Source organism: Tsukamurella soli (genome assembly GCF_039541155.1).
GTDB lineage: Bacteria > Actinomycetota > Actinomycetes > Mycobacteriales > Mycobacteriaceae > Tsukamurella > Tsukamurella soli.
This window is the reverse complement of sequence record NZ_BAABFR010000013.1, coordinates 25,019-42,769: the sequence shown is the minus strand read 5'-3', so window position 1 is coordinate 42,769 and position 17,751 is coordinate 25,019. Positions and strand designations below refer to the sequence as shown.

The 17,751-nt window shown below is 68.9% G+C and carries 16 protein-coding genes; 8 read left to right on the top strand and 8 right to left on the bottom strand.

Annotated elements, in window-relative coordinates:
• Positions 1-20 precede the first annotated feature (20 nt).
• Entirely contained in the window at positions 21-902 is an 882-nt protein-coding gene (locus ABD908_RS06230; protein ID WP_344992443.1) for a hypothetical protein, read from the top strand.
• Positions 899-1,825 (top strand): alpha/beta fold hydrolase, encoded by a 927-nt coding sequence (locus ABD908_RS06225; protein ID WP_344992440.1) that lies wholly within the window; start codon positions 899-901, stop codon positions 1,823-1,825. The genes ABD908_RS06230 and ABD908_RS06225 overlap by 4 nt, the downstream gene beginning before the upstream one ends.
• A 91-nt stretch (positions 1,826-1,916) precedes the next feature.
• Here ABD908_RS06225 and ABD908_RS06220 read toward each other — a convergent pair whose 3' ends face one another.
• From ABD908_RS06220 to ABD908_RS06210, 3 genes are all read right to left on the bottom strand, one after another.
• Positions 1,917-2,609 carry a L,D-transpeptidase family protein gene (locus ABD908_RS06220; protein ID WP_344992437.1) on the bottom strand — a complete coding sequence of 231 codons (693 nt, stop codon included), beginning with the start codon at positions 2,607-2,609 and terminating at the stop codon, positions 1,917-1,919.
• A gap of 196 nt (positions 2,610-2,805) precedes the next feature.
• Complete coding sequence (locus ABD908_RS06215) at positions 2,806-3,108, bottom strand: thiamine-binding protein (protein ID WP_344992435.1); 303 nt, start codon at positions 3,106-3,108, stop codon at positions 2,806-2,808.
• Complete coding sequence (locus tag ABD908_RS06210; protein WP_344992432.1) at positions 3,105-5,273, bottom strand: prolyl oligopeptidase family serine peptidase; 2,169 nt, start codon at positions 5,271-5,273, stop codon at positions 3,105-3,107. Before ABD908_RS06210 ends, ABD908_RS06215 begins: the two co-directional genes overlap by 4 nt.
• Before the next feature lie 40 nt (positions 5,274-5,313).
• Between ABD908_RS06210 and lpdA the strand changes: the two genes are divergently transcribed.
• The gene (gene lpdA / locus ABD908_RS06205) at positions 5,314-6,696 is read left to right on the top strand and encodes a dihydrolipoyl dehydrogenase (protein ID WP_344992429.1); all 1,383 of its coding nucleotides are present in this window, start codon (positions 5,314-5,316) and stop codon (positions 6,694-6,696) included.
• A gap of 238 nt (positions 6,697-6,934) precedes the next feature.
• Here lpdA and ABD908_RS06200 read toward each other — a convergent pair whose 3' ends face one another.
• From ABD908_RS06200 to ramB, 3 genes are all read right to left on the bottom strand, one after another.
• The gene (locus tag ABD908_RS06200) at positions 6,935-7,159 is read right to left on the bottom strand and encodes a hypothetical protein (RefSeq protein ID WP_344992426.1); all 225 of its coding nucleotides are present in this window, start codon (positions 7,157-7,159) and stop codon (positions 6,935-6,937) included.
• A gap of 16 nt (positions 7,160-7,175) precedes the next feature.
• Positions 7,176-7,697, bottom strand: coding sequence for a carboxymuconolactone decarboxylase family protein (locus ABD908_RS06195; protein ID WP_344992423.1), 522 nt, complete (start codon positions 7,695-7,697; stop codon positions 7,176-7,178).
• 116 nt (positions 7,698-7,813) lie between these two features.
• Positions 7,814-9,214, bottom strand: coding sequence for an acetate metabolism transcriptional regulator RamB (gene ramB, locus ABD908_RS06190; protein ID WP_344992420.1), 1,401 nt, complete (start codon positions 9,212-9,214; stop codon positions 7,814-7,816).
• 421 nt (positions 9,215-9,635) lie between these two features.
• Between ramB and aceA the strand changes: the two genes are divergently transcribed.
• Positions 9,636-10,922 (top strand): isocitrate lyase, encoded by a 1,287-nt coding sequence (gene aceA, locus ABD908_RS06185; protein ID WP_344992416.1) that lies wholly within the window; start codon positions 9,636-9,638, stop codon positions 10,920-10,922.
• Here the strand turns inward: aceA and ABD908_RS06180 are convergent.
• Positions 10,919-11,041, bottom strand: a complete 123-nt coding sequence (locus ABD908_RS06180; protein WP_344992413.1) for a hypothetical protein — start codon at positions 11,039-11,041, stop codon at positions 10,919-10,921. The two genes, aceA and ABD908_RS06180, sit on opposite strands and share 4 nt — an antisense overlap.
• A gap of 34 nt (positions 11,042-11,075) precedes the next feature.
• Here ABD908_RS06180 and ABD908_RS06175 point away from each other — a divergent pair, with 34 nt between their 5' ends.
• The gene (locus ABD908_RS06175; RefSeq protein WP_344992411.1) at positions 11,076-11,945 is read left to right on the top strand and encodes a 3-hydroxybutyryl-CoA dehydrogenase; all 870 of its coding nucleotides are present in this window, start codon (positions 11,076-11,078) and stop codon (positions 11,943-11,945) included.
• A 160-nt stretch (positions 11,946-12,105) separates the two neighbouring features.
• Complete coding sequence (locus tag ABD908_RS06170) at positions 12,106-13,389, top strand: low temperature requirement protein A (RefSeq protein WP_344992408.1); 1,284 nt, start codon at positions 12,106-12,108, stop codon at positions 13,387-13,389.
• 241 nt (positions 13,390-13,630) lie between these two features.
• Here ABD908_RS06170 and ABD908_RS06165 read toward each other — a convergent pair whose 3' ends face one another.
• Positions 13,631-15,166: a hypothetical protein gene (locus ABD908_RS06165; RefSeq protein WP_344992405.1), complete on the bottom strand. Its 1,536-nt coding sequence runs from the start codon at positions 15,164-15,166 to the stop codon at positions 13,631-13,633.
• A gap of 293 nt (positions 15,167-15,459) precedes the next feature.
• Between ABD908_RS06165 and ABD908_RS06160 the strand changes: the two genes are divergently transcribed.
• Together ABD908_RS06160 and ABD908_RS06155 are read left to right on the top strand one after the other, a co-directional pair.
• Positions 15,460-16,359, top strand: a complete 900-nt coding sequence (locus ABD908_RS06160) for a tyrosine-protein phosphatase (protein WP_344992403.1) — start codon at positions 15,460-15,462, stop codon at positions 16,357-16,359.
• A 136-nt stretch (positions 16,360-16,495) separates the two neighbouring features.
• The gene (locus ABD908_RS06155; RefSeq protein ID WP_344992533.1) at positions 16,496-17,710 is read left to right on the top strand and encodes a DUF445 domain-containing protein; all 1,215 of its coding nucleotides are present in this window, start codon (positions 16,496-16,498) and stop codon (positions 17,708-17,710) included.
• Positions 17,711-17,751: the final 41 nt, after the last annotated feature.

Below are 17,751 nucleotides of genomic sequence, written 5' to 3'. Positions count from 1 at the left end.
GCTCCAGTAGCGTTGGAGCCGTGCGCGGATTCACTGCCTTCCTGCTCGTGATCGTGGCCGCGGTGGCCGTCTTCGTCGCCGTGCCCGCGAACTGGGCGAATCGCTACGTGGTGGACCAGGGCCGGTTCACCACATTGCTCGCGCCGCTGGGGTCCGATCCGGCGGTCCAGCAGGTGATGGCCACCGAGATCGCGGGGCAGGTGCAGCGGCTGCTCACCGAGCAGGGGGACAGCCGCCCGCCGCTGGAGACCATCACACCGTACGTCACCGCGTACACCCGTAGTGCGCAGTTCCCGCCGGTGTTCGCGGCCGCGGTCGGGCAGGTGCACACGTGGCTGTTCACGCAGCCGACCCTGGAGCAGCGGCTCGGGGGGGCCACCACCACCCAGGTCGATCTGGCGCCGATGATCCGGCAGATCGTCTCGGCCGACCACGTGCAGGTCAAGGGTGCCGACCTCGCGGTACCCGCGCAGGTCACCATCGATCTGTCGGGGACCGGCGCCAATCAGGACCTGTTCCGCGCCGGGCGCCTGCAGCCCGTCGCCGAGGATGTGGGCGCGGCGTCGTGGCTGGCGATCCTGGTCGGAGCGGTGGCCGCAGTCCTGGCGCTGATCGCCGGGCGGCGGCGGGGCTTCGTCCTGATGTTCCTCGGCCTCGGGGCGGCCCTCGCGGCCGGTGTCACGTGGGTGCTGTGCGTAGCGGCGCCGTCGTACGCCGCGCACCGCGGCGGAGGCGGCCTGAACATGACGGTGCTGAAGGCGGCGATCGACCAGGTCACCCACTCGATCGGACCCTGGGTGGGGACGGAGGCCGCGATCGGCGGCGCCGCGGCCCTGCTGGGGCTGATGTTCGGCGTGCTGGGCATGCTCGCCGGCCGTCGGCGCCGGCGCGAGGGCTGGTGACCGTGCCCGACACCGGGCCGACGATGTCGGGACCCGACCCGGCGGCTCGGGGCGGGCGCCGGCGGCCCACCGTCGCCACCCTGACGTACCGGGACGGCAGCACGAACCCCGTGCGCATCTACCGCGGTGCGCGTGCGGAGGCGCCGTGCGTGATCCTGTGGCCGGGCCTCAACGTGCCCGCCGGATACTTCGACGAGCTCGCGTTCGGACTCGTGGACGCCGGCTACAACGCGGTCGCCTCCGAGCAGCGAGGACAGGGCGATGCGCGCCCCGAGATCTCGGCGTCCAGCGACTTCGGATACCAGCAGATGGCGAGCGAGGACTATCCATCCGTGTCGGCGCTGGTGCGGCAGAAGTTCCCTGCTGCGAAGCGGATCGTCTTGGGGCACAGCATGGGTGGTCTGCTGGGGAGCATGTATGCGGCGCGGGCGCGGCAGAACATCGCGGGCCTGATCCTGGTCGCTTCGGGCACCGGCTACCACCGACTGGAGCCACCGCTGTCGGCGATGGGCAGGCTGATCGGCACGGGCGTCGCCGCGCGGACGGCGCGGGTGCGTGGTCATTGGCCGGGCGGCCTCGACGGGTTCGGGCCGCAGGCGCGGGGTGTGATCCGCGATTTCGACCGTCTCGTGCGCACCGGCCGGTTCGATGTGGCGGGTGCCGACATCGACTACGAGGCGCGGCTCGCGACCCTCTCCACGCCTGTCCTCGCGGTGTCCATCGCCGGCGACGACACGGTGTCGCAGCGGCAGGTGCACGGGCTGGCGGAGAAGTTCCGGGCGGCGTCCGTCACCGAGCGGCACGTAGGGGAGGCGTTGGGCCACAACCGCTGGATCCTGCGCCCCGACGTGATGGTGCCCGTCTTCGACGCCTGGATCCGCAGCGAGGTCCTCGGGCACCCCCCGACAGACCAGCATCGCTGAAGCCGACAGGATTTCCGACACCCCGGGGCCGGATCGCGGGCGAAGGTGGATTATTCGGTCGGTTTCGTTCCTGCTCGACGCCTGCGGGCCTTCACAGGCCGATCGAGATCACCGGCTGGTAGGCCGGGTTGAGCCACTTGAGCAGCGCGATCATCGATGCGCGGTCGACGGCGACGCACCCCTCGGTGGGTGTGCCGTCGGTGACGTGCAGGAAGAACGCCGAGCCCTTACCCGGTGTGTGGGTGGGGTTCTCGTTGAAGTGCACCGCGTAGTCGTAGACGGGTCCGGCGTTGTACAGGTTCTCGCTGCCCGGCCCGGGATCCGCGCCCACGACGTGCCGGTCGTAGGTGGGGGACTTCGGGTTGCCGTCCCACCAGTCACGCGCGGTGACCTGCGAGTACGGCATCGAGGTGCCGGGATTCGGCTGCCGGCCGAACGCCTCGTCCAAGCCGAACACGCCCATCGGCGTGCGGGGGACGGTGTCCGAGGCGACACCCATGCCCTGTGAACCGAGGCGGGCGTTGATCGGCCCGAAGACGCGGGTCCAGGTGCTGCTGCCGGGAATCCACGCGGACAGCTGCGCCGTGGTCGACGAGGTGCTCGGCGCGCTCACCGTGATGATCTCGCGCGCCGACGGTGCCGCCGCGACGGCTGCACGCAGGAGCGATGTGTCGTCGGCGTGTGCGGCCCCGGGAACAGCCGCGGCGACGCCGCCGACGGTTACGGCGGCAGCCGACAGCAGCAGGGCGGCGCGCCGGGACAGGCGCGTGTGCATCGCGGACATGATTCGAGTATGCCGGGACGTGTGTTATGCGTGCAAACCTCTGAGGCTGCTGTGATTGTGCTTGCCGTCAACCTGTGCACCGTTCCGTCGGCCGGTGTCCGCAACCTGTGCACCCTTTCGTCGGTGAGCGGGCGACGATGACCGACGGAACGGTGCACAGGTTGGTCGCGCGGCGACGGAACGGTGCACAGGTTGATCAGCGGAGGCGGCGTTCCACGCGCTCGATCTTCGCAGTCAGCTGGCCCGTGAACCCGGGGCGGATGTCGGCCTTGATCACCAGCGAGACGCGGGGCGCGGTCTGCGCGAGGCGGTCGACGCACGCCTTGATCACCGCCATCACTTCGTCCCACTCGCCCTCGATGTTGGTGAACATGGCGTTGGTCTCGCACGGCAGACCCGAGGCGCGCACGATGGCGACGGCCTCGGCCACCGCCGCGGATACGCCACCGTCGTCCTCAGCGGGACCACCCATCGGGCTGATCGAGAACGCCGCGATCATCGCTGTGCCCCTTCCGCCCTGTCGTTTTCCGCCCTGTCGTTTTCCGCCCTGTCGTTTTCCGCCCTGTCGTTTTCCGCTCTGTCGCTTCCGGCCGCCTCGGCGGCTCCGTCACCCAACTCCTCCCACAGGAACTCGTAGGCGACGGCCGACTTGAACGCCGCCTGCCGGTTGTCGGCGGCGCCGCCGTGGCCACCCTCGATGTTCTCGTAGTAGCGCACCGGGTAGCCCAGATCCTCCAGCGCCGCAACGAACTTCCGCGCGTGCCCGGGATGCACTCGATCGTCGCGGGTCGAGGAGGTGACCAGCAACGCGGGTCGGCGCACCGCCGCATCGGAATCCGCCGGCGCGGGAAGGTTCTGGTACGGCGAGTATTCGGCGATGTACGCCCACTGCTCCGGGTCGTCCGGGTCGCCGTACTCTGCGACCCAGGACGCACCCGCGAGCAGTTCGTGATAGCGGCGCATGTCGAGTAGCGGCACCTGACACACGATGGCGCCGAACAACTCCGGGTACCGCGTATACATGACGCCCATCAGCAGGCCGCCGTTGCTCCCGCCCTGCGCGCCGAGCAGGTCTCGCGTGGTGACCCCGCGTGCCACGAGATCCCTTGCCACAGCGGCGAAGTCCTCGTACACCCGCATGCGGTTCTCCTTGAGTGCGGACGTGTGCCAGGTGGGCCCGTACTCGCCGCCGCCGCGGATGTTGGCCAGCACGTAGGCGCCGCCACGCTCGATCCAGGATCGGCCCGCAACCGGCAGATAGCCCGGCGTGAGCGAGTTCTCGAAACCGCCGTAGCCGTACAGCAGCGTCGGGACCGGTTCTGGGGTCTCTGCTCCGTACGCCGCGCGGCGGACCACGAAGTACGGGATCGCCGTGCCGTCGTCACTGGTGGCGAAGAACTGCTCGGTCGTCACCCCAGCGGCGTCGTACATACGAGGCGCCGCCTTGAGGGGCGACATCTCGCCGCCGGCCTGCCCGTACAGCAGGGTCGAGGGCAGCGTGAACGAATTCGCCAGCAGGAAGAGCTCATCCGACTCGCGAGGGTCGGTGCCCGTCACCGTCAGCTCGGCGAACCGGGGCAGCCCCCGGGTCTCGCGGCGCTCCCACGTGCCCGGCCCGAGTGTGATCAGCTCGGTCCGCACGTCCCGCAGCGTGGCCAGCAGCAGATACGACTTCGTCCACGTCCAGCCCTGCAGTGAGGTGTGCGCATCCGGGGTGAAAACCGTTGAGTGCTCGCGTGACCCGTCGAGGAATGCAGCGAAGTCGAACGCCAGCAGCGAGCCGGGGGCCGCGGCGCCGCCCGGCAGTTCCCACTCGCGCTTCGGCGAGACCATCAGATAGCCGTCGTGCACACTGGTCGCGGCGTCGGTGGGGACCTCGATGAGCGTGGTGGCACCTGTCTCGGGGTCGAGCAGGAACTCCTCGGAGTTGTAGAAGTCGGTGCTGCGGCCGACGAAATGCCGCTCGTACCCAGGCGTGTCGTCGTATGCGGCGTACACCGACACGTCGGAGACCGCGCCCTCGAACACCGTCGTGGCCTCCTCGAGGGGGGTGCCGCGCCGCCACCGCTTGGCGATCCGCGGGTACCCCGACTCGGTGAGGGTTCCGGGCCCGAAATCGGTCTCGACGTACACCGAGTCACCGTCGATCCACGAGATGCTGCTCTTCGCCTCGGGGAGCTCGAAACCGCCCTCCGCGGCCGGGATCCACGCGCGGCGCGACAGCGAGAACTCCCGGATGACGGTGGCGTCGGAGCCGCCGTGCGACAGCGAGACGAGCGCGCGGTCCCACTCCAGTCCGTCGGGCCCCAGCGCGCGGAGCACCGTCGCCCCGTGCCACACCCAGTCCTGCGATTCCGCCCGCCGCAACTCGTCGACGTCGACCAGCACCTCCCACTCGGGGGAGTCGGTGGCGAAGGACTCCGGCGTCGTGCGGCGCCACAGCCCGTAGGGGTGGTCTCCGTCGACCCAGAAGTTGTAGAACAGCGGCCCGCGACGGCGTGGGTGCGGGATCCGGCGCTTGTCGTCGAGGATGGCGAGGGTGTCCGCCTCGAGGGCGTCGAAGCGGGGGCCGGCCAATGCCTTGCTCGTCGCGGTGTTGCGCTCACGCGCCCACGTCAGCGGCGCTTCGCCGGTGATCTCCTCCAGCCACAGATACGGGTCCATGCCGCCCACAATAGGACGGGCAGGGACTAGGGTGGTCCGCGTGGCTGATCACTTTGACACCGTTGTGCTAGGCGCTGGCCCAGGAGGCTACGTCGCCGCGATCCGAGCCGCGCAGCTCGGGCAGAAGGTCGCGATCATCGAGGAGAAGTACTGGGGCGGTGTGTGCCTCAATGTCGGGTGTATCCCGTCGAAGGCGCTGCTGAGGAATGCCGAACTGGCACATATCTTCTCCGCTGAGGCCAAGACCTTCGGGATCAGCGGGAACGCGACCTTCGACTTCGGTGCGGCATTCGATCGCAGCCGCAAGGTGTCCGAGGCGAGCGCAGCCGGCGTGCACTACTTGATGAAGAAGAACAAGATCACCGAGATCGACGGCTACGGCGTGTTCACCGACGCCAAGACCATCGCCGTCGGCGACCGTGTGGTCACGTTCGACAACGTCATCATCGACACCGGCTCCACCGTACGGCTGCTGCCGGGCGTGCAGCTGTCCGACAACGTCGTCACCTACGAGACCCAGATCCTCACGCGCGATCTGCCCGAGTCGATCATCATCATCGGTGCCGGTGCGATCGGCATGGAGTTCGGCTACGTGCTGCGCGCCTACGGCGTCGAGGTCACGATCGTGGAGTTCCTCGACCGGGCGCTGCCCAACGAGGATGCGGACGTGTCCAAGGAGATCCAGAAGCAGTACCGCAAGCTGGGCATCAAGATCCTCACGTCGACCAGGGTGGAGACGGTCACCGACAACGGCTCGTCGGTCACCGTGACCTACTCCGACGCCAAGGGGCAGGGCTCGCTGAGCGCATCGAAGGTGCTCATGTCCGTGGGCTTCGCGCCGCGTGTCGAGGGCTTCGGCCTGGAGAAGACCGGCGTCGCGCTCACCGAGCGCGGTGCGATCGCCATCGACGACTACATGCGCACCAACGTCCCCGGCATCTACGCGATCGGCGACGTCACGGCCAAGCTGCAGCTCGCGCATGTAGCCGAGGCGCAGGCCGTGGTCGCCGCCGAGACCATTGCCGGCGCCGAGACCCAGACCCTGGGCGACTACCGCAACATGCCTCGCGCCACGTTCTGCCAGCCGCAGGTCGCCTCGTTCGGGCTCACCGAGCAGCAGGCCCGCGACGAGGGGTACGACGTCAAGGTCGCGAGCTTCCCGTTCTCGGCGAACGGCAAGGCCCGCGGCCTCGCCGACGGTGTCGGATTCGTCAAGCTGGTCGCGGACGCCCAGTACGGTGAGCTGCTCGGCGGTCACCTGATCGGCCCCGACGTCTCCGAGCTGCTGCCCGAGCTGACCCTGGCCCAGAAGTGGGACCTCACGGTGAACGAGCTGGCCCGCAACGTGCACACGCACCCGACGCTGTCGGAGGCGCTGCAGGAGGCCATCCACGGCCTGGCGGGTCACATGATCAACCTGTAGACCCAACGCGAGCGGCCCATCTCCCTGCGGAGATGGGCCGCCCGTGTGTCTGTGGTCTGCAACATGTGCACCCTACCGTCGGCCCGACACCGTCGGCGCCATGCGCACGTCACCCGAGGGCGACGAGGTCGGCGTCGCACAGTGCGGCTCTGTTCGGTCGTCTTCGGCGCACCGTGGTCCGCAGTGACGCGGACCAGCCGGGCTGCCTCGCGGCCGGCGGCACCGTCGGGCAGGAGTGTCACGCCAGCTGCACCGAACGTTCCTCGTTACCGCTGCGCCCGATGTGGTAGACGGCGTCGTGGAACCAGGCCGCCGACTCCACGGGCTCCCGCTCGAACGGCGCACCTGCCTCGGCGCGCGACGAGCGCTGCGACCAGGTGCGTGACGGCGTGCCCCTGTCGGTGCGGTTCGCCCCATCGGGCCACCAGACGTCCTCGGTCGGTGATCGCGAGTCGGGTTGCAATGCAATCGCCTCCGCCTCAGCGCTCGGGCTCGATGCCGAGCGTCTCGATCGCGGTGGCCAGTCCGTCGTATTGGGTCGCGAGCATGACGATCTCGACCAGCCTACGGTCGTCGAAGTGCCGCGACAGTTCGGACCACGTGGCGTCGGTGACCGCCTTGGTCTCCACCAGCTCCGTTGTCGCATGCAGCAGGGCCCCGCTGCGCTCGTCCCAGCCCGTGCCGGCGAAGATTGCTTCCTGACGATCCCGGTCGAGGCCCGTGCGGGCTCCGATCCGGCGGTGGTGGCCGAGCTCGTACGTGTTGCCGCGCAGATGCGCGACCCGCAGGATCACCGTCTCCGACTCGGAGCGGCGTAGCGCCCCGAACGGCATCAACATCCCGGAGTAGCCGAGCCAACCGAGGAACAACCGCTTGGAGCGGCCGAGGGTGGAGAACAAGTGCATATCGTCCGCGCCGATCGCGTGCGCGCCGACGCGGCTGATGACGAAGTTGATCGGGCCCTGCTGCAGGAGTCCGCCCGGGGACACGCGAGGAGTCACCCCGTCCACGGTACGGACCGACGGTACCCGCGGTGTGGGCCGTGGGCGCGTGCGCCCGGTCGGACGACGGAAGGGTGCGCATGTCGGGTGGGGCGACGGAAGGGTGCACATGTTGGCTACTTCATGTGATAGGGCGACACGGTGCTGCGGTGCTCGTCGACGTCGAGTGACCGGCCGATCGGCGGGAACGCGCGCTGTGCGCAGTTGTCTCGCTCGCACACGCGGCAGCCGGCGCCGATCGGCGTCGGATCGCCGTTCGCGAGGTCGAGGCCGCGGGCGTAGACCAGACGATGCGCGTGGCGCAGCTCGCAGCCGAGGCCGATCGCGAAGGTCTTGGACGGCTGTCCGAACCGCGCTGCCCGGCGCTCGACGGTGCGCGCGACCCACAGGTAGTTGCGGCCGTCGGGCATCTCGGCCAGCTGCACGAGGATCTTGCCGGGCCAGGCGAAGGTCTCGTACACGTTCCACAGCGGGCACGTGCCGCCGGACGCGGAGAAGTGGAAGCCCGTGGACGACTGCCGCTTGCTCATGTTGCCGGCGCGGTCCACGCGCACGAACGACAGCGGTAGGCCGCGTAGGTTCGGGCGCTGCATCGTGGACAGCCGGTGCGCCACGGTCTCGTACGAGACGGCGAAGAAGGCGGACAGCCGTTCGATGTCGTACTGGAAGTCCTCGGCCGCCCCGTGGAACTGCGTGTACGGCAACACCACGGCGGCCGCGTAGTAGTTGGCGAGTCCGTGCTTGGCCAGGCGCCGCGCCTCGTCGCTGGTGAAGCCGCCGGCGTCGACCAGGGCGTCGATGGCCTCGCCGCACTCGAGGAACGCCAGCTCGGCGGCCATCTTGAAGAACTGTTGGCCACCTGAGAGGTGTGCGGAGATCTCCAACTCCCGGGACACCGGATCGAACCGGTGCAGCACGCCGTCCCCGAGGTCGACGCGGCGGCGGATGGACACGTTGTGCACGGTCTGCAGCCGGTTCTCGACGGCGGCGCGTAGGTCGGCGCCGTGCATCCGCATGCGGACCGTGAGCTCCTCGGCTGCGGTGTCGATCTCGTCGAAGTAGTTCTGCCGCTCGTAGAAGAAGTCCCGCACCTCCTCGTGCGGGTGCGAGATCGCCCCGCGTGCGTGCGGGTCACTGCGACCGTCGGTGGCCTGGGCGAGCTGGTCGGCGGCGTTGAGGTAGCGGCGGTGTAGCGACACCATCGCCCGCGCGAAACCGGCGTGGTCGCGTACGAGCTCGGACAGTTCCTCGGTGGGCGTCGGCGAATCGACGTCCATCGTGACCTCGCGCAGCTCGGCGATGAGGCGGGTCTCGTCCTGCGAGTTGAAGAACGAGGTGTCCACGCCGAACACGTCCGTGATCTTCAGCAGCACCGGAACACTGAGCGGCCGCACGTCGTGCTCGATCTGGTTGAGGTACGACGGGGAGATCTCGAGAGCCCCGGCGAGGGACGCCTGGGACAAGCCACGCTCTTTGCGGAGCCCGCGAAGGCGCGCCCCGACAAAGGTCTTGGACACGAGGGGCAAGTCTACTTCGACCGGGCGGTACCCGCGGGTTGCAGCACACCACGAGCCACCCATCTAGTGTGATGTGCATCACACCATCGTTGCGTTCGCGGGGCGCCGGTCGCCGCCGCCTCCAGTCCTGCGGCGTCCAGGCGCGCGGGTCGCCTCTGTTAAACACGCAGTACGTACGTACTTTTTGGTGTCGACCGGCGTCTCTGCTTCGCAGACTTCGCATCGATTCGGCGTCTTCGTGGCTCTGTCTGCCAACCGATTCGGCCTTGGCCTGCGTATTTGGGTGTGGCACAGTGTTGGCAGGCACCACGCCGGGAGGTCGGGAGAGCTTCACTTGATCCGCTGGTTTCGCGAAGCATTGCGAGCGGATCGGCCCCGGTAGCCGAATCAGTCAGTGTCAGTCACAAGAAACAGGGAGCCCATGAGCACCGTCGGAAAGCCCAGGACCGCGGCAGAGATCCAGCAGGATTGGGACACCAACCCCCGTTGGAGCGGCATCAAGCGCGATTACACCGCCGAGTCGGTCGCCGAGCTGCAGGGCACCGTTGTCGAGGAGTACACCCTTGCCAAGCGTGGCGCCGAGATCCTCTGGGAGGGCGTGAACGGCGACGGTTACATCAACGCCCTGGGTGCCCTCACGGGTAACCAGGCCGTGCAGCAGGTGCGCGCCGGCCTGAAGGCCGTGTACCTGTCCGGTTGGCAGGTCGCCGGCGATGCGAACCTCTCGGGGCACACCTACCCCGACCAGTCGCTGTACCCGGCCAACTCGGTGCCGCAGGTCGTGCGCCGCATCAACAACGCGCTGCTGCGCGCCGATGAGATCTCCCGCGTCGAGGGCGACGACTCGGTCGAGAACTGGCTCGTCCCGATCGTCGCCGACGGTGAGGCCGGCTTCGGTGGCGCGCTGAACGTCTACGAGCTGCAGAAGGCCATGATCGCCGCGGGTGCCGCCGGTACCCACTGGGAGGACCAGCTCGCGTCGGAGAAGAAGTGCGGCCACCTCGGTGGCAAGGTGCTCATCCCCACCGCGCAGCACATCCGCACGCTGACCTCGGCCCGCCTCGCGGCTGACGTCGCGGGCGTGCCCACCGTCGTCGTCGCCCGCACCGACGCCGAGGCCGCCACCCTGATCACCTCGGACGTCGACGACCGCGACAAGCCGTTCGTCACCGGTGAGCGCACCGCTGAGGGCTTCTACAACGTCAAGAACGGCATCGAGCCCTGCATCGCCCGCGCCAAGGCGTACGCGCCCTACGCGGACCTGATCTGGATGGAGACCGGCACTCCCGATCTCGAGCTGGCCAAGAAGTTCGCCGAGTCGGTCAAGTCCGAGTTCCCGGACCAGCTGCTGGCGTACAACTGCAGCCCGTCGTTCAACTGGCGTCAGCACCTGGACGACGCGACCATCGCGAAGTTCCAGAACGAGCTCGGCGCCATGGGCTTCAAGTTCCAGTTCATCACCCTGGCCGGTTTCCACGCCCTCAACTACTCGATGTTCGACCTGGCCTACGGCTACGCCCGCAACCAGATGTCGGCCTACGTCGAGCTGCAGGAGCGCGAGTTCGCGTCGGAGGAGCGGGGCTACACCGCCACCAAGCACCAGCGCGAGGTCGGCGCCGGCTACTTCGACCGGATCGCCACCACCGTCGACCCGGAGAGCTCCACCACCGCGCTCAAGGGCTCGACCGAAGAGGGCCAGTTCCACTAGGACGGGACCGCCTCCCCGGAACTCTTGCCGAACAGCAGGCGGCTCGCGACTTCGCGTCGCGGGCCGCCTGCTGTGTAGGTGGGCCGGTTCTGGGCGTACCCGAGCAGGGTTACCCTCATCTCACCGAATGCTGTTGTTACGTTGGGAAATTCCATGAGTGAAAAGATTTCGCGGGTCGGGGTTGTCGGCGCGGGACAGATGGGCGGCGGCATCGCCGAGGTGTGTGCGCGTGCCGGGGCAGATGTTCTGGTCTACGAGGCGACCGAGGAGCTGACTGTTGCGGGTAAGACGCGCATCCTCACGTCGCTCGACCGAGCGGTGTCGTCGGGGAAGCTCACGGAGCGGGAGCGCGAGCAGGCCAGCTGGCGCCTGCGATTCACCACCGACCTGGCGGAGTTCGCCGATCGCCAGATCGTCGTCGAGGCGGTGATCGAGAACGAGGAGGTCAAGACCGCGATCTTCCGCGAGCTCGATCGCGTCGTCACCGACCCCGACGCCGTGCTCGCGTCGAACACCTCGTCGCTGCCCATCACCCGGATCGCGATGGCCACCCAGAACCCGGGCCGCGTCCTGGGGCTGCACTTCTTCAACCCCGTGCCCGTGCTGCCTCTGGTCGAGCTGATCGCGTCGGTGGCCACCAGCGACCAGGCGGTCGCGCGTGCCGAGTCCTTCGCCGCCGATGTGCTCGGCAAGCAGGTCGTCCGCGCCACCGACCGGTCCGGCTTCGTGGTCAACGCCCTGCTCGTGCCGTACCTGCTGTCTGCGATCCGCATGGTGGAGTCGGGATTCGCCACCGCCGAGGACGTCGACAAGGCCATGGTCCTGGGCTGTGCCCACCCCATGGGCCCGCTCAAGCTGACCGACCTGATCGGCCTCGACACCACCAAGTTCATCGCCGACGCGATGTACGAGGAGTACAAGGAACCGCTGTATGCGCCGCCGCCGCTGCTGCTGCGCATGGTGGAGGCCGGCCGGCTGGGCAAGAAGTCCGGTCGGGGCTTCTACGAGTACCCCAGGAAGTGAAGTAGGGCCTCGGTTCCCGACCTCTCGTCCCGCCGGCGAAGCCGCTGGTCACAGCGATCGCTGCGCCCGGCGGTGGTGAGGTCGGGGCGCGCCGACGGTGACCGGTGCGGCCAGGCCCGGCATGTACGCTATGCCGGGTCCACCGTCAGGAGCGCAACGCATGTTCGAGCACCGTAACCCCGGCACCGTCGGCCCCCCGATCGCTGGGGCGGCCGCCGCCCTGCGCCGCATGACCGGCCGCGACCCGCACGAACAGGGGCGCGCGGCCACCACCCTCGAGCTGTTCTTCGATCTGACGTTCGTGGTCGTGTTCTCGCTGACCGGTGTGCAGTTCGCCGACTACATGGCCGAGGGTCGGTACGAGGCCGCGCTGGTGGGTTTCGGGTTCTGTGGATTCGCTGCCGTGTGGGCCTGGATCAACTTCAGCTGGATGGCATCGGCGTTCGACACCGACGACTGGCTGTTCCGGATCACGACGATGTTGCAGATGTTCGGCGTGTGCATCATGGCGCTGGGCTGCGAGCCCGTGTTCGCGTCGCTCGCCGAGCATGAGCGTCCGAACAACCGGGTGCTGGTGCTGGGGTACGTGGTGATGCGTGCGGCCATGCTGATCCAGTGGGCCCGGGTGGCAGCGTCGAGCCGCGAGTACCGGCCTGCGGCGGTGCGTTACATCGTCACCATCTCGATCGCGCAGCTCGGCTGGATCGCCGCCGCGTTGGCGGACGTCCCGCTGAGCGCGCTGGCTCCGATCGCCGTCGTGCTGTACGTCGTCGAACTCGGCGGGCCCGTACTTGCAGAGCGGGCCTGTCGGACGCCCTGGCACGCACACCACATGGCGGAACGATACGGCCTACTCACCATCATCACCCTGGGGGAGGGCATCGTCGGGACGGTGACCGCGCTGCAGGCCGTCGTGGGCGAGCAGGGCTGGAGCGTGGACGCCGCGCTGCTCGGCGTGGCGGCGCTGGCGATCAACCTGGCGATGTGGTGGGTGTACTTCGGGGTGCCCGTGGGGCGCGCCCTGCATGCCGCGCCGCGCCGCGGCTTCGGCTGGGGCTATGGCCACATCGTGATCTTCCTCGCGGTCGCGGCCTTCGGCGCGGGTCTGCACGTGGCCGCGCTGCACGTCGAGCACCACGGTTCGATCCGCGGCGGCGTCGTCATGGCGGCGATCGCCGTGCCGCTCGCAGTGTTTCTCGTATCGGTGTTCGTCATGTCGACCTACCTGACCGGCTACGACGGTGGCTGCGCGCTCGGTGTGGCCGTGGGCGTCGTGGTGCTGGCACTCGCGGTGGTGTGGGTGCACATCGGGCTGTCGCTGGTGGTGGGACTGGCGATCGCCGCGGTCGCCCCGGTGTTGACGGTGGTGGTCGACGAGGCCGGGGGTGCGGCCCGCCGCGAACAGCGGCTCGCACGTCTGGAAGGCGCGGGCGAGGCGGGCTGACGGCGCGGTGGCGTTCAGGTCAGCCCCCCACGAGGGCCGGCTGGCCTGAGACCGGTGAGGCGCTGGTGGGCCGGAAGCTGGATCGGGCGCGGGATCCGGGTACCCGAGTGGACCGGGCGGGTCGGTCGAAACCGCACGTCGAGCGCCTGGAACCGGCTCTTCCCACATACCGCTACCCGGACTGAACCCAGCGGTGGCGGGAACGGATAGCTCCGCTCCCGCCACCGCGGTGCTATGTGGATCAGTGGCCGCCGCTGTGGCCGGAACCGCCACCGTGGCCGGAACCGCCACCGTGGCCGGAGCCGCCGGTGGAACCGCCGCTGTGGCCGGAGCCGCCGGTCGCGCCGGTGGAACCGCCGCTGTGGCCGGAGCCGCCGGTGGAGCCGGCGGAGCTGCCGGTCGTGCCCGAACTGCTGTTGGTGCCCGCGCTCGAGTCGCTGGAACCGGTGCCCGTGCCCGTGCCCGTGCCCGTGCTCGTGTCGCTGGAACCGGTGCCCGTGCCCGTCCCCGTGCTCGAGTCGCTGGAGCCGGTGGTGCTGCCGCTCGTGCTCGGGCTGCTGCTGGTGCTCGTGCCCGAGCCCGTGCTCGAGTCGCTGGAACCGGCGCTGGTGCTCGAGGCGTCGGAGTCGGTGTTCGCTGTTGCCGCGGTCGGGAGGGCCAGGGCGCTCACCGTCGCCGTGTTCGCCGTGTTCGCTGCCGCCGTGGTCGCCGTCGAGGTGGCGACCGAGGTCGTGCTGCTCGCGGCGTCTGCGGCGGCGCCGTCGGCGACCGCGTCGGAAGCGGTTGCGATGTCCGACGGGGTGGTCGTGATATCGGTGGTCGTGGCGCTGCCGACGTTCACGCCGTCCGCGCCGACGGAGATGTTGTAGGTCGGGGTCGTGAACCCGAGGCTGCCGATACCGGCGTTGATGCTGCCCGTGTTGACCACGATGTCGCCGTTGTCGTAAGCGATGGCGGGAAGGGTGATGCCGCCGGTCACGCCCAAACCGAGGACCTCGAAGGTGGTCTGCACCGCGGGGCCGGAGACGAGGCCGAAGACGTTGTCACCGTATTCGACGGTGCCGGGGCTCACATACGCGGCACCGGACGCGAGATCGAACGGCGCGGTGAAGCCCGCGTTGACGGTGGGGGTGAATGTGGTGATCCCGTCGTCACCGCGGAGCCCGGTGAGCTCCGCCCCGCCCGTCACGTTGCCGCCGATGGGGCTGGTGACGGTGGCCTGATCACCCGCGTAACTCCACATGGGGAGCGCGGCGTATCCGGAGTAGTCGCCGTCTTCCGCTCCGTCGAGGGCGGTGGTGTACTGCGCCTCGGTGCCCCAGGTGCCGTACAGCCCGTAGACCTCGTTCGTGGTGTCGAAGCCGAGCACGCTGCCCAGGTCGGTGGTCGCATCGGTGATGGCGCCGATGGCCTTGTAATTCGCCTGCGTTCCGCTCGCCGTCGACTGGTAGAAGGTGCTGAAATCTACGGATGACCCGTTGACCGCGGCTGCGAGAAAGCCGGGGACCCCGGGCGCGGCGGCCGAGGCCAGCTGCAAGTACTGCTCCGGGGTCAGGCTGTCCGTGAGGCCGTCGACATAGCTGGATGCCGCTGCGTCGGCGCCCGAGGTTCCCTTGGTTGTGGGATTCGCGGTGACGACCTGGGACATGTCCAGGCCCGGCGGAAGGATCGTCGGTGTGATGGTGAAGGTGGCGGCGTTGGCGGTAGCCGGCACGGTGACGAGCGCTGCGACGGCAGCGGCAGCAGCGGCGGCCATTGTTGCGCGCTTCACCTTCACGGAGCGAGAGAGTGGGGTGGGGGAAGAGTGATGACCCATGTGCTTGGTGCCTCCATAGATTGCAACCAGTCCGTGCTTCTTCCGGATTGGTGAGGCTAACCTTACATAGGTCTAAGACTTGGCACTACATTTGCAATGAAATTGGTTCGAATGCGGTAGTCATGGGCGGGCTTCGAATTCCTGTGGGTAGGCTACCCTACATTGCATGCTGCGATGTTCCATCACCTGGGAGGCGGTGCCGTCTCCGCCGCCTCCCGCCGTGCCCGCTGATCGCGGGTGTTAGCGTCACCCCCGTGCTGCACACCCGGATTCGCCGCGTCACCGCGGCAGCTGTCACCGTCGCCATGCTTGCGCTCGGGGGTGGAGCCACCGCCACTGCCGCGCCGGCTCCCGGCACCGTCGACAGTGCGTCGGCGTTGGCGCTGCACACCCCGCGCCTGCAAGGGGCGGACAACTTCCGGGACGTGGCCGGCACCGTCGGCGCCTACCCGACGGCGGGCGGCGGGCACCTGCGGCCCGGAGTGGACTACCGCTCGAACGCGCTCATCCTCACCCCGGCCGATCAGGCGACGGTGACCCGGCTCGGCATCACCACCGACATCGACCTGCGTACCGCCAGTGAGATCGCTGCCGCGCCCGACCGTCTACCGGCCGGGGTGAAGTACGTCAACATCGACATCCTCGGGCGCAGCGCGTTCGGTACCGACCAGGAGAAGGCGTTCGCTTCAGTCACCTCCCCGGACGCCGCCCGGGAGGTGATGCGCAAGTTGAATATCAGCTTCGTCGACGACGCCTACGAGCGCGCCCAGTACAAGCGAGTGCTGCTGACCGTCCTGAACGCGCCCGGCCCGGTGGTCTTCCACTGCACCTCCGGCAAGGACCGCACCGGCTGGACCTCCGCGATCCTGCAGCTCACCGCGGGCGTCTCGCACGCCGACGTGATGCGCGACTACCTCGCCACCAACCGCTACTCCGCCCGCTCGATCACCGCCGCCACCACCGCGATCGCTGCGAAGAAGGGGGCGCGGGCCGCGGCGATCTATCACGTGGTGCTCGGCGTAGAGCCTTCGTTCCTGCAGGCCGGGCTCGATGAACTCACGGCACGATACGGCACCGTCGACGGCTATCTGACCCGCGGGCTGGGACTGTCGGCGGCCGACGTGTCCGCCTTGCGCGCCAAGCTGGTGGCATGAACTGCACCGGCGGGACCCGTCACGGCGCGGGCGGGGCCCCTTCGGTATTACTTATGAGGTGACCACGCCCCCCGTGACCACCACGCCGAGCCCGTTCGGCGACCCCGACGAGACGAAGCGGCGCGACCTGCTGCGGATGAAGGCGGTCGCGCTCGGCTTCCTACTCGGCGCGGCCGTCATCTATCTGGTGTGTGAGTTCCTCACGCACCAGGGCGACCGTGGCGGGTGGATCGGCTACGTCAAGGCGGCCGCCGAGGCCGGGATGGTGGGTGGCCTGGCCGACTGGTTCGCGGTGACCGCCCTGTTCCGGCATCCGATGGGCCTGCCCATCCCGCACACCGCGATCATCAAGAAGAAGAAGGACCAGCTCGGCGACGCGCTCGGCGGGTTCGTGCAGCAGAACTTCCTGACGCCCGAGGTGATCGCCGAGAAGGTCGGCTCGCTCGAGCTGTCGCTGCGGGTCGCCAACTGGATGTCCGCCCCCAGCAACTCCGAGCGGCTCGGCTCCGAGGCCGCGCGGCTGGTGAAGGTGATGTCCGAGGTCCTGCGCGACGAGGATGTCGAGCAGGTGCTCAACGCCACCATCATCAAGCGGCTGGCCGAGCCGGAGTGGGGGCCGCCGGTGGGTCGGCTCGTCGAGACGCTGCTACAGGAGAACCGGCATCTGCCCCTGATCAACCTGCTGGCCGAGCGCGCGCACCACTGGGCGCTCGGCAGCCAGGGCCTGATCGACAAGATCGTCGACACGGACGGTCCGGCGTGGTCGCCGAAGTTCGTCAACTCGCTGCTCGGCGAGCGGATCTACCGCGAACTGGTCGAGTTCACCTGGAAGGTGCGTAGCGACCCCGACCACGAGGTGCGGCACGCCATGAGCACGTTCCTGTGGGACTTCGCCTCCGACCTGCAGCACGACCCGCGGACCATCGCCAAGGTCGAGGACCTCAAGGCCGAGCTGATGGGCCGCGAGGAGGTGCGGACGGCCGCCCAGGCGGCGTGGCGCACGGCGAAGCGACTCATCGAACAGTCCGTCGACGACCCCGACAGCACGCTGCGGTCCAAGTTCAGCGAGTCGGCGGCGCGTTTCGGGGTGCGGCTGCGCGACGATGCGGCGCTGCGTGAGAAGGCCGATTTCTGGGTGGACCGCAGTGTGCGGGCCCTGGTCGCGAACTACTCGGGCCAGATCGTCTCGATCATCAGCGACACCGTCGCGCGCTGGGACGCTGACGAGGCCTCGCGCAAGATCGAGCTGCAGGTGGGTCGGGACCTCCAGTTCATCCGGATCAACGGCACGGTCGTCGGCTCGGTCGCCGGCCTGGTGATCTATGCGGTGACACAGCTGCTGTTCACGTGACGTTCGGCTCATCGTGAGCCAAGTGCTAACAGAGCGCTTGC

What these genes read in the sequence shown, in the direction of transcription:
- ABD908_RS06220 (WP_344992437.1), bottom strand. Translation starts at nt 2,609, where the DNA reads ATGTCCGCGATGCACACGCGCCTGTCCCGGCGCGCCGCCCTGCTGCTG.
- ABD908_RS06215 (WP_344992435.1), bottom strand. Translation starts at nt 3,108, where the DNA reads ATGATCGCGGCGTTCTCGATCAGCCCGATGGGTGGTCCCGCTGAGGAC.
- ABD908_RS06210 (WP_344992432.1), bottom strand. Translation starts at nt 5,273, where the DNA reads ATGGACCCGTATCTGTGGCTGGAGGAGATCACCGGCGAAGCGCCGCTG.
- aceA (WP_344992416.1), top strand. Translation starts at nt 9,636, where the DNA reads ATGAGCACCGTCGGAAAGCCCAGGACCGCGGCAGAGATCCAGCAGGAT.
- ABD908_RS06180 (WP_344992413.1), bottom strand. Translation starts at nt 11,041, where the DNA reads ATGAGGGTAACCCTGCTCGGGTACGCCCAGAACCGGCCCACCTACACA.
- ABD908_RS06175 (WP_344992411.1), top strand. Translation starts at nt 11,076, where the DNA reads ATGAGTGAAAAGATTTCGCGGGTCGGGGTTGTCGGCGCGGGACAGATG.
- ABD908_RS06170 (WP_344992408.1), top strand. Translation starts at nt 12,106, where the DNA reads ATGTTCGAGCACCGTAACCCCGGCACCGTCGGCCCCCCGATCGCTGGG.
- ABD908_RS06155 (WP_344992533.1), top strand. Translation starts at nt 16,496, where the DNA reads ATGAAGGCGGTCGCGCTCGGCTTCCTACTCGGCGCGGCCGTCATCTAT.